Origin of the sequence: Rhizobium sp. BK529 (genome assembly GCF_014194105.1) — a bacterium.
Taxonomy (GTDB): Bacteria; Pseudomonadota; Alphaproteobacteria; order Rhizobiales; family Rhizobiaceae; genus Rhizobium.
Genome location: NZ_JACIAU010000001.1, coordinates 132,506 through 144,273, shown reverse-complemented (window position 1 = coordinate 144,273; position 11,768 = coordinate 132,506). Strand labels below are relative to the sequence as shown.

Sequence of the window (11,768 nt, the reverse complement as noted above, 5' to 3'; positions counted from 1 at the left end):
TCGCGCGAAACACATCGGGGAGCACCGCATGGAAACTAGACTGCAGTCCAAACTTATCGAGGCGATTGATTACAAGCGCGAGACTCGACACCTCACGCTCTATTTGACCAACGGCCAACGCCGTCATTACGAAGATGTCCCTGAGGGCATCGTCGTCGGATTAACCGCAGCAGCGTCTCCTGGTGACTTCTACATGAGCCAGATTCGGGGCCGCTTCCGCACTGCCTGAAAAATACGGCACGCACCCAAGGCGTGCCGTCTCAGTGCGCCAATGCTAGCCCAAAATAATTACTCATTGGACTGATCGAAATCCCCGCATCGGCTCAACATCAGCCGGCCACACTTCGCGATTTGCCGTGGCCAGTTGATGCAAGAAGGCGTCCAATATCGGCAGCGCTAGAAGGATAGCCAAGCGCAAAGCCCTGCAAACTGTCGCAGCCCAGCCATGTGAGCGTTACGGCGTGGGCTTCGGTCTCCACTCCTTCGGCAATCACTTCCACACCAAGAGCCTTGGCGATCTCAACGATCGATCCGACCACACGTCTCTGCTCTGCCGATTCCACAACATCGGTGACGAGCTGACGGTCGATCTTCAACCGCTTCGGTTTCAGTCGCACGAGACCAATGAGCGAGGCATGACCGGAACCGAAATCATCGATCTCGATATCGATGCCCATCTGCTTGATAAGGTCGATATTGGCGAGGAACTTCTCATCGCAGTCGTCGAGAAAGATCGTTTCCACCAGCTCGAAGACGATGGCTCTCGGCGGAATGGCAAGCCGACGAAGTTTGTCCAGCAAAGCTGGATCGGCAAGACGCGCAGGCGAGATATTAACAGCGATACGCGGCACGCTGCACCCCATCGCCTGCCAGGCGAGGCGATCTTCGAGCGCGCGCTGCAGAACCACGGCATCGATCTCCGCAGAAAGCCCGTACTCGTCGGCAATGCGTAGGAAGACACCCGGCGTAAGTACACCCTTTTCCGGATGGTTCCAGCGTGCCAGCGCTTCCAGTCCCGTAATCTCTCGGGTGCGCGCATCGAGCTGAACCTGATAGTAGGGAACAACCTGACCCTGCTCCAAGGCTTGGGCGAGTTCCTCGGCGAGGCGGCGCTTGCCGCGCAGGTCTTCCTGCAGCTGCCGGCTGAAGAATTCGATGCGGTTACGGCCGAGCTTTTTCGCCTGATAGAGCGCCAAATCGGATTCGGCGAGCAGATTGCGCGCCCGCCTGTCGCTGCTCCAGGATACGCCGATCGACGCACCAGACTGCAGCATCTCCTGTCCGAAACGGATTTTCTTCCGCAATCGACGCTGAACATCCTCGACGATCGCCTGCAGCTCGCCGAGGCCGGCGAAGTTGATCAGCACGATGACGAATTCGTCGCCGCCGACACGCGCAGCCATGCCATTTGCAGGAACGGCGGCAGCAATTCTCAGTGATGCCACGCGCAACACGGCATCACCAGCCGCGTGACCATGGCGGTCATTGATCTGTTTGAACTGGTCGAGATCGAGATGCAGTACAGCAAGCGTGGACACGCTTTTGTCCATTGACAGCTCGACAAGCCGCTTATCCAGCAAACGTCGGTTCGGCATGCCGGTCAGATAGTCATGGTCGGCTACATGCTCGATCCGGGCATTGCTTTCCTCGAGCGCCAGCGCCCGGGCCTCGGCCATCATCTTCTGCTTGCCGAGCTCGGCATTGAGCAGCACATCGGACGTCACGTCCCATTCGGCACCAATGAAGGACGGAGCGCCCTCCTCATTGACATAGAAATGCGCTCGCGACCTTAAATGCCGGATCTCTCCACTCGGCAGGATGATGCGAAACTGGGAATTATAGGCACCGCGGGTGGCGACCGCTCGCTCGAAGTCCTGCTCGGCCCGTTCCCTGTCCTCGGGATGTAAGGCATTCGTCCAGACCCACGTCGGCACAGCTCTGTCTACCAGGCCTGTACAATAGAGGCGGTGCATTTGCGCATCCCAGAGAATAGCATCTTTGTTGATGCTGTGCTCCCACACACCAATTTGCGAAGCATCAAGCGCCAATTCCAGTCGCCGTAGAAGATCCTGGAACTCTCGCTCTGATCGCGTTGGTTTATTCTCGGGCAATTGGTCTCAGCCTTCGAAACCTGCAGAAATTGACAATATAGTCGCAAGCCCTCATTAATGAAGCCTTTTCGTAAGTATCGAACTAGTTACTAGGTGAACTGTTCGTTACGACCGCCTCCTTTTTGACCAGCATCGTTTTAGCCGGAGAATTATTTCAATCAGTGATTGTGTCGTGGCGGATTCTTAGCAATCTGCCGGAAGTCAATCGCGCCCTCAATGACCGCCCCGTCCGAAAGCTGCGTCACCGTATTGCGGTAGATGCGCTGCCACGGCGTCGCATCGGCTGGCACCGGCGGGATTCCGTCGCTCTTGCGCCGGGCGATTTCGGCCTCATCGACCAGCATATCGCAACGACCCTCGTTGAAATCGATGCGAATGATGTCACCGGTCCTGAGCCAGGCCAAGCCACCGCCTGCTGCACTTTCCGGCGAGGCGTTGAGGATCGAGGGACTGTCGGAAGTGCCGGACTGCCGCCCGTCACCGATCGTCGGCAAGCTCTTGATGCCGCGCTTCAGAATATGATCCGGCGGCTGCATGTTGACGACTTCCGCCGAGCCCGGCCAGCCAAGCGGACCGGCGCCGCGGATGGCGAGGATCGTGTTTTCGTCGATACCAAGCTCCGGATCGTTGATGCGCCTATGGTAATCTTCGGAGCCATCGAAGACGACAGCCTTGCCTTCGAACACGCCCTCGCGGCCGGGCTCCTGCAGGTAACGCTTGCGGAAATCTTCAGATACGACGCTCATCTTCATAATGGCGAAATCGAAGAGATTGCCCTTGAGAACGAGGAAGCCGGCGCGTTCCTTCAAAGGCTCGTTATAGGGCTTGATGACATCGCGATCGCGCGCCTCGCGTCCTTTGAGATTCTCGGCCATGCTCTTGCCCGTGACGGTGCGACAGTCACCGTCGAGCTTGCCGGCCTGCAGCAATTCCCACATGACAGCAGGCGTGCCCCCGGCACGATGAAACTTCTCGCCGAGATAGGCACCCGCCGGCTGTACGTTTGCCAGCAGCGGAATGTCGAACCCATGCACCTGCCAGTCTTCAGGATAGAGCTCGACACCCGCATGTTTCGCCATGGCGGCGAGGTGCGGCTGGGCGTTGGTCGATCCGCCGATGGCAGAATTGGTCTTGATGGCATTGAGGAAGGCTTCGCGCGTCAGGATATCAGACGGCTTGAGGTCTTCGAATACGATCTCGACGGCGCGGCGACCTGTCCGATAAGCCATCTGGCCGCGCTCGCGATAGGCAGCCGGGATATTGCCGCAGCCCGTCAGCGACAGACCCAGCGCCTCGGCGAGAGCATTCATGGTCGAGGCCGTACCCATCGTGTTGCAATGGCCGACGGAAGGTGCCGAATCCATCGCCGTCTGTAGGAACTCCTCTTCATCTATCTCGCCAGCCGCCAGCTTGCGGCGCGACTGCCAGATCGCCATGCCGGAGCCGGCGAGCTTGCCCTCGTGCCAGCCGTCGAGCATAGGCCCGCCCGAGAGAACAATCGCGGGAATATCAACCGTCGACGCTGCCATGATCGCCGAAGGCGTGGTCTTGTCGCAGCCCGTCGTCAGCACGACGCCGTCGAGCGGATAGCCGTAGAGGATTTCGACGAGGCCGAGATAGGCAAGATTGCGGTCGAGTGCAGCCGTCGGACGTTTGCAATTTTCGAAGATCGGATGGGTCGGAAATTCGATCGCAATGCCGCCCGCATCGCGGATGCCGTCACGAACACGCTTGGCCAGCTCGAGGTGGACACGGTTGCAGGGCGTCAGGTCGCTGCCGCTCTGGGCGATGCCGATGATCGGCTTACCGGACCGCAACTCCTCCGGCGTCACCCCATAGTTCATGAAGCGCTCCAGATAGAGCGCCGTCATGTCGATATGGTCGGGGTTATCGAACCAGTCCTGCGAACGCAGGCGGCGCTTGGCGGTCTTGCTGTCAGTCATTTCTTTCCTCCCGGTCGGGCATTCCTGTCTTCGAGATGGAGCAGTAAGGCGCTGTGATCCGTCTCGCCATTGCCTTTGGCAACAAATTCCGTGAACTCCGCGTGCACCGCTTCCGTCAGCGGCAGCGTGAGGGACAAAGCCTTCGCCGTCGCCATGACGGCGTCGAGGTCCTTCAGTTGGTTAGCAGAGGAACCACCCGGTGCGAACTGCCGGTCGATCATGCGCTTGCCGTGAATCTCCAGAATGCGGCTATCGGCAAAGCCGCCACGCACGGCATCCCGGAAGGCGGCAGGGGAACCGCCGCCCGCCTCGATCAACATCATCGCTTCGGCGACGGCACCGATCGTCACGGCAACGATCTGCTGGTTGGCGAGCTTGGCAAGCTGCCCCGACCCGCTCGGTCCGACATGGGTAACACGCCCCATAGGCGCGAAGACATCGGCCAGTTCGGCGATAGCGCCAGCGTCCCCGCCTGCCATGATGGCAAGCGTCCCGGCCGAAGCACCGACCACGCCACCGGAAACCGGCGCATCGATATGACGTATGTCGCGCTCAGCCAGTTTCTCGGCATGCTCGCGCGCAAAAGGCGGCGCGATAGAGCTCATGTCTATGACGACAGCGCCCGGTCTCATGGCCTCGACGGTGCCCATGTCGAACAGCACCTGACCTACGGCCTGAGCATTGGTCAGCATGGAGATGACAATGTCGGCTGCAGCAGCGGCTTCGGCGGGCGAAGAAGCGACCTTGGCGCCCTCACCCGAAAGAGCTTCGGCCTTGGTGCGATCACGGTTCCAGACGGTGACGGAAAAGCCTGCGGTAAGCAGACGCCGCACCATCGGCGCTCCCATGAGGCCGGTGCCGAGGAAAGCGATCCTGCGCTTCCCGTTATCTTTTGATGCGTGTGTCACCCAGCCCTCCCGAACTGTGTTGCCTGCCCTTGATACCCCCCTCACCTCAGCATGCAACTATTTTGATGGACGTAACGCAATTTTGTGGCATGCCCAAAACGAAACGGGCGAGAACCGAGGTTCCCGCCCGATTTACCCGACAAAGGAGAGGTTACTCCGCAGCGACCTTCATATGGTCGTCTTCGTCCTGCGGATGATTGTCGTTGTGCTGGATGAGCGGACGATTGCCCGTCATCCGGCGCAGGAGCACGTAGAATACCGGCGTCATGAAGATACCGAAGAAGGTGACGCCAATCATGCCCGAGAACACTGCGACACCCATCGCCGCACGCATTTCCGAACCGGCACCAGTCGAGGTGACGAGCGGCACGACGCCCATGATGAAGGCCATCGACGTCATCAGGATCGGACGCAGACGCAGGCGGCTGGCCTCGATCGCGGCTTCACGCGGCGTCCTGCCTTCGAACTCCAGTTCGCGGGCAAATTCCACGATCAGGATCGCGTTCTTGGCCGATAGACCGACAAGGACGACGAGGCCGATCTGCGTGAAGATGTTATTGTCGCCACCGGTGAGCCAGACGCCGGTCAAGGCGGCCAGAACACCCATTGGCACGATCATGATGATCGCCAGCGGCAACGTCAGACTTTCGTACTGCGCAGCGAGCACCAGGAAGACCAGCAACAGCGCCAGCGGGAAGACGACGACGCTGGAGTTACCGGCAAGGATCTGCTGGTAGGTCAGGTCCGTCCACTCGAAGTCGATACCAGCTGGCAGCGTCTCGTGCAGGATCTTCTCGATCGCAGCCTGAGCCTGGCCGGACGAGAAACCCGGTGCTGGACCGCCGTTGATATCGGCAGCGAGGAAGCCGTTATAACGGTTAGCACGTTCCGGACCGGTGCTGGCATCCACCTTCAGGAGAGCCGCAAGCGGGATCATCTGGCCCGATGCCGAGCGAACCTTCAACTGGCCGATATCTTCCGGCTGGGCACGGAACTTGGCATCGGCTTGCACACGGACGCTGTACGTGCGGCCGAAGGCGTTGAAGTCGTTCACATAAAGCGAACCGAGGTAGATCTGCAGCGTCTGGAAGACGTCGGTGACGGAGACTCCAAGCTGCTCGGCCTTGGCACGGTCGAGGTCGGCATAAAGCTGCGGCACGTTGATCTGGAAGCTGGAGAACAGCCCGGCAAGTTCAGGCGTCTGATAGGCCTTGGCAAGCACCGCCTTGGTGGCTTCGTCGAGCGCCTGGTTACCGAGGCCCGCACGGTCCTCGATCTGCAGCTTGAAACCACCCGTCGTGCCGAGACCATTGACCGGCGGCGGCGGGAACATGGCGATGAAGGCATCCTGAATGGCACCGAACTTCTGGTTCAGGGCCATGGCAATCGCCCCGCCCGAAAGATCAGGCGTCTTGCGCTCCTCGAAATCCTTCAGCGTCACAAAGACGATGCCGGCATTCGACGAGTTGGTGAAGCCGTTGATCGACAGGCCCGGGAAGGCAATCGCGTTGGCAACGCCCGGCTGCTTTAGGGCGATATCGGTCATGCGCTTGATGACGTCTTCCGTACGGTCGAGACTTGCGGCATCCGGCAGCTGGGCGAAGCCGATCAGATACTGCTTGTCCTGCGACGGCACGAAACCGCCGGGAACCGTATTGAAGATGCTGTAGGTCGCACCGACAAGCGCAAGATAGATCACCATGACGATGCTCTTGCGCGAGACGAGACCGCCGACGCCCTTTCCGTAGGCGTTCGAACCGGCACCGAAGGCGCGGTTGAAACCACGGAAGAACCAACCGAAGATCGCATCCATGAACCGCGTCAGCCAGTCCTTCGGAGCGTGATGGCCCTTTAGAAGAAGGGCGGCAAGTGCCGGAGACAGCGTCAGCGAGTTGAAGGCCGAGATGACGGTCGAGATCGCGATCGTCAGCGCGAACTGCCGATAGAACTGACCCGACAGGCCGGAGATGAAGGCGAGCGGCACGAAGACCGCGACAAGCACCAGCGCGATCGCGATGATCGGACCTGACACTTCCTTCATGGCCTTGTAGGTCGCCTGACGCGGATTGAGTCCCGCCTCGATGTTGCGTTCGACGTTTTCGACGACGACGATCGCGTCGTCCACGACGATACCGATCGCCAGCACCAGGCCGAACAGGCTGAGCGCGTTGATCGAGAAGCCGAACATATACATGACCGCGAACGTACCGATGATCGATACCGGAACGGCGATCAGCGGAATGATCGAGGCACGCCATGTCTGCAGGAACAGGATGACGACGAGAACGACGAGAGCGATGGCTTCGAGCAGCGTGTCGATGACCTTCTCGATCGAGGCGCGAACGAACTTCGTCGTATCGTAGACGATCTCGTATTTCACGCCTGTCGGCATGGCCTGCTGCAGCTCGTCCATGGTCGCGCGCACATTGTCGGCAATCTCGATGGCGTTGGAGCCCGGCGCCTGTAGAACGGCGACAGCGACCGCCGGCTTGCCGTCGAGCAGCGAGCGCAGCGTATAGTCGGCCGCACCGAGTTCGATCCGCGCAACGTCGCGCAGACGGGTGATCTCGCCATTGGCGCCCGTCTTGACGATGATGTTGCCGAATTCCTCAGGCGTACGCAGACGGCCCTGGGCGTTCACGTTGAGCTGCAGATCGACGCCCGGTTGGCTTGGCGAGGCACCGATAATGCCGGCCGCCGCCTGAACGTTCTGCGAACTGATCGCGTTGCTGATGTCGCTTGCGGCAAGGTTATGCTCGGCAGCCTTCTGCGGATCGATCCACACGCGCATCGAATAGTCGCCGGCGCCGAAGACCTGCACCTGGCCGACACCGGCAATGCGGGCGAGCCTGTCCTTGACGTTCAGCGTCGCGTAATTGCGCAGATAGGTGATGTCATGGCTGTCTCCGTCGGAGACGAGGTTGACAACCATGATGAAGTCCGGCGAGCTCTTGACCGTGGTAATGCCGAGCGCGCGCACTTCCGCTGGCAGGCGGGGTTCTGCCTGCGACACGCGGTTCTGCACGAGTTGCTGCGCCTTATCCGGGTCGGTTCCGAGCTTGAAAGTGACTGTGACGTTCAAAACGCCGTCCGATGTCGCCTGGCTCGCCATGTAAAGCATGCCTTCGACGCCGTTGATCTGCTCTTCGAGCGGTGTCGCCACCGTCTCGGCAATGACGGACGGGTTTGCGCCGGGATAAGTGGCGCGCACGACGATCGACGGCGGCACGACCTCGGGATATTCCGAAATCGGCAGCGCCCGGAGGCCGATGAGGCCGGCGACCACAATGAGGACCGAAAGAACACCGGCAAACACCGGGCGGTCGACAAAGAATCTGGATATGTTCATTTTAGAGCCCTCTCCGGGGTGAACATGGATGCAAAGTCCCTCTCCGGTGGCTTAAGGGCTCGCCGGCAGGTCATTTCATGTTGGGTTAGCTGCCTCCTCCCCAGAGGAAGGAGGCTGCATATTTACTGAGCGGTCGCGACCTTCTCTTCCATCTGGGGCGCAACGACTGCGCCCGGACGAATGCGCTGCAGCCCATTAACGACGATCTTGTCGCCGGCCACGAGGCCGCCTTCGACCACGCGCTGACCATCGAAAAGCGAGCCGAGCCGGACCTGTCGGTAATTGACCTTGTTCTGATCGTCGACCACAAAGACGAACTTCTTGTCCTGATCGGTGCCAACGGCGCGATCATTGATGACAATCTTGTTCTCGGCCTTCGGCTGGCCCATGCGCACCCGCACGAACTGGCCGGGGATCAGCCTTCCACCGGGATTGTCGAAGACGGCCCGCACCGCAATGGTGCCGCTGGCCGCATCGACCTCGTTGTCGACGAGCTGCAGCTTGCCCTTGATCGGCGTGCCGTCATCGGCAAGCGTACCGATTTCAACCGGGATCTGCTCGACAGCCGGCAGTGCTGCGTCCGTCGCCGGAAGCTCCGACAGCGCCTTTGTGACCATCTCTTCGCTCGCATTGAAGCTTGCATAGATCGGATCGACGGAGACGAGCGTCGTCAGCTCGGGCGAAGCCGAACCAGCCGCGACAATATTGCCGACCGTAACCTCGATCTTGCCGATACGGCCGGAAACCGGAGCGCGCACCTGCGTGTAGTCGAGATCGAGCTGCGCCGACTGGAGGGCTGCCTGCGCCGAACGCAGGCTTGCCTGGGCTTCAGCCAGCGTGCTCTGGCGCTGGTCGAGATCGCTCTGTGAGATCGTTCTATTATCCGAGAGACGGCGACCGCGGTCGAGTTCGGTCTGTGCCAGGCTGACCTTGGCTTCGGCCGAAGCGACCTGACCCTGCGCCTGCGAGACAGCCGCCTGATAGGGAGCCGGATCGATGGTGAACAGCAGGTCGCCCTGCTTCACCAAAGCGCCTTCACGAAAATGCACGGACTGGATGGCGCCCCCGACGCGGGGACGGATCTGCACGCGATCTATGGCTTCGAGACGCCCGGAGAAGTTCTCCCAGTTCGTCACGTCGCGACTGGCGACGACAGCAACCGTCACCGGCACGGCCGGCGGCTGCGCAGGTTCGGAGGCAGCCGTGGCGGTTGCGCTCATCGGCAGTTCGAAAAAGATGGCTGCGGCGGAAACAGACGCAGCAAGACCGAGGCCGGCGCCCACAAGGGCCCAGCGCTTATTTTTGGACGTCATTGGTACTCTCCTTGCGGCCCAAACGGCCGTAAAAATCAGTTCGTCGTCAATGCAATTGTGGCTGAACGCTCACGTCCTGAAGGAAATCTCCGAAATGGCGGCTGACGTTGTCCTGCCAGGTCGAAGTTCCCTCAGATTTTCCGCCATAAATGGAAGGCCAGCCTGTCCCGGCGGGGAGAACATGCTGGCGCACGCCAACGCCTGCCTTCTTCAGGCGCGCGGCGTAACCGAGTGTTTCGTCATGCAGCGGATCGTCCTCCGCCGTAAAAATCAGGGCCGGCGCAACGCCGGATATACGCGAACAGAGGCAAGGCGCCGCATAGGGATGGCAGCCGCCGCCGCTCAGATAATGGCTCCAGCCTTCCGTCCAGCGCTGGCGCATGCCGATCTTGTCCGCCTTGCGGATAGAGGACGTACCCATGAAAGGATCGAGGAGCGGAGAAATCAGGATCTGGCCGTCAAGCGCATCCGGAATCTGATCGCGCGCCTTCAGCGCCACACCGGCAGCGATATTGCCACCCGCCTCTTCACCGGCGACGAAAAGCAGCGACTTGCGGTCACCAAGGCCGGCTTTTTTGAGAGCTAAATAGGACAGGATCGAGAAGGAAACTTCGAGCGCCTTCGGAAAGACATTGCCCGAAAGGGTGCTGTAGTCAGCCGAAACAACGATCGCACCCGCCTTTGCCAGGCTCTCTGCGATCGGGCGATGGCCGTTGGGATCGCTATCAAGAAATGCCCCGCCGTGCAGATAAAGCACGATCGGCGGGCCTTTGCCGAAATCGGCGCCCATATAGACACGCGCGGAAACGGGGCCGGCGGCCACCTTTTCCAGCACCATGTCTTTGATTTCGGGCACCATCATCTCTATCTCTTCGCTGCTTTGCACATGAGGGGACAACGCCCGCCTCTTGCATTTTGCACCAAAAAGATATTGTTATTCAAATCGGGGAATAAGAAGCGATATCGCGATAACACTATTCCAAATCCCGAACAATGTTGCAACGCAAACTGCGGAATTGAACCGATGGATCAGCTCTCGGCAATGCGAGTCTTCATCCGCGTGGTGGAGACGGGCAATTTCACCCGCGCCGCCGACATGCTCGCCATGCCCAAGGCAACGGTGACCAATCTCATTCAGGGGCTGGAAGCGCACCTGCGCACCAAGCTTCTCAACCGCACGACGCGCCGGGTGATGGTGACGACGGACGGCGCCCTTTATTACGAACGTGCGGCACAGATCATTTCAGAACTGGAAGAGCTGGACGGCAGCCTTTCGAATTCCCAGAGCCTGCCAACGGGACGACTGCGCGTCGAGATGGCCGGCGCCTTCGCCGACTCCATCCTCGTGCCGGCGCTCTGCGATTTCTACCAGCGTTATCCCGATATCCGCATAGACCTCGGCGTCGGCGATCGCACCGTCGATTACCTTGCCGAAAATGTCGACTGCGCGCTGCGCGCCGGCACCCCGGCTGATCAGTCGCTGATCGCCAGACGCGTCTCTGAGGTCGAGATGATCACCTGCGCCGCGCCGCTTTATGTGGAAAAATTCGGCCTGCCCCAGCGGCCCGAAGAGCTGGAAACGGAACATTATTCCGTCAACTATTTTCGTGCCCAGAACAATCGCACGGTGCCGTTCGAATTCCGCAAGGGCAATGAGATCATCGAGGTCAATCCGCGCTATATCGTCTCCGTCAACGACAGCCGCACCTATATGACCGCGACGCTGGCTGGCCTCGGCATCGCCCAGATTCCGATCTTCATGGCGCGTGAGCCACTGGCCAGGGGTGAACTGGTGGAGACCTTGACGGAATGGAGGCGCGAGTCACTGCCGCTCTACGTCGTCTATCCGCCGAACCGGCACCTCAGTAACAAGGTCCGCGTCTTCGTCGACTGGCTGGTGAAGCTGCTGGCGGACGCAAAACTCAACGCTCGCTGACAAGCGCCCTTACAAAAGAAAGCGGCCCGTGATGGGAGGGATAACCGTCACGAGCCTTGATCTGATGTCTGAAACTTGAAGGCCTGTCGCACCGCAGGAAAGGCGCGGCAGGCCCTGGAGTGGAGGTCAGGGGCCGGCGGTGTATGCCGTCCGCCCCGTCCATGCTGATATAGGTGCGCTCAGCCGGATGATAAGGGGTCGCACCGAA

General features: G+C 60.2%; 7 protein-coding genes and 1 pseudogene. 2 read left to right on the top strand and 6 right to left on the bottom strand.

Features of this window, described 5'->3' with window-relative positions:
* Positions 1 to 28 precede the first annotated feature (28 nt).
* The gene (locus FHX08_RS00665) at positions 29 to 229 is read left to right on the top strand and encodes a KTSC domain-containing protein (protein WP_132653363.1); all 201 of its coding nucleotides are present in this window, start codon (positions 29 to 31) and stop codon (positions 227 to 229) included.
* A gap of 100 nt (positions 230 to 329) precedes the next feature.
* Here FHX08_RS00665 and FHX08_RS00660 read toward each other — a convergent pair.
* From FHX08_RS00660 to FHX08_RS00635, 6 genes and pseudogenes are all read right to left on the bottom strand, one after another.
* Positions 330 to 2,137: pseudogene (locus FHX08_RS00660) on the bottom strand (putative bifunctional diguanylate cyclase/phosphodiesterase).
* 132 nt (positions 2,138 to 2,269) lie between these two features.
* Entirely contained in the window at positions 2,270 to 4,054 is a 1,785-nt protein-coding gene (locus tag FHX08_RS00655) for an IlvD/Edd family dehydratase (RefSeq protein ID WP_132653361.1), read from the bottom strand.
* Positions 4,051 to 5,007, bottom strand: coding sequence for an NAD(P)-dependent oxidoreductase (locus FHX08_RS00650; RefSeq protein ID WP_281026258.1), 957 nt, complete (start codon positions 5,005 to 5,007; stop codon positions 4,051 to 4,053). Before FHX08_RS00650 ends, FHX08_RS00655 begins: the two co-directional genes overlap by 4 nt.
* Before the next feature lie 106 nt (positions 5,008 to 5,113).
* On the bottom strand, positions 5,114 to 8,311 hold the full coding sequence (locus FHX08_RS00645; protein ID WP_132653359.1) for an efflux RND transporter permease subunit: 3,198 nt from the start codon (positions 8,309 to 8,311) through the stop codon (positions 5,114 to 5,116).
* A gap of 122 nt (positions 8,312 to 8,433) precedes the next feature.
* Entirely contained in the window at positions 8,434 to 9,624 is a 1,191-nt protein-coding gene (locus FHX08_RS00640; protein WP_132653358.1) for an efflux RND transporter periplasmic adaptor subunit, read from the bottom strand.
* 46 nt (positions 9,625 to 9,670) lie between these two features.
* On the bottom strand, positions 9,671 to 10,483 hold the full coding sequence (locus tag FHX08_RS00635; protein WP_132654268.1) for an alpha/beta hydrolase: 813 nt from the start codon (positions 10,481 to 10,483) through the stop codon (positions 9,671 to 9,673).
* 165 nt (positions 10,484 to 10,648) lie between these two features.
* Here FHX08_RS00635 and FHX08_RS00630 point away from each other — a divergent pair, with 165 nt between their 5' ends.
* Positions 10,649 to 11,560, top strand: coding sequence for a LysR family transcriptional regulator (locus tag FHX08_RS00630; protein WP_132653357.1), 912 nt, complete (start codon positions 10,649 to 10,651; stop codon positions 11,558 to 11,560).
* Positions 11,561 to 11,768 lie beyond the last annotated feature (208 nt).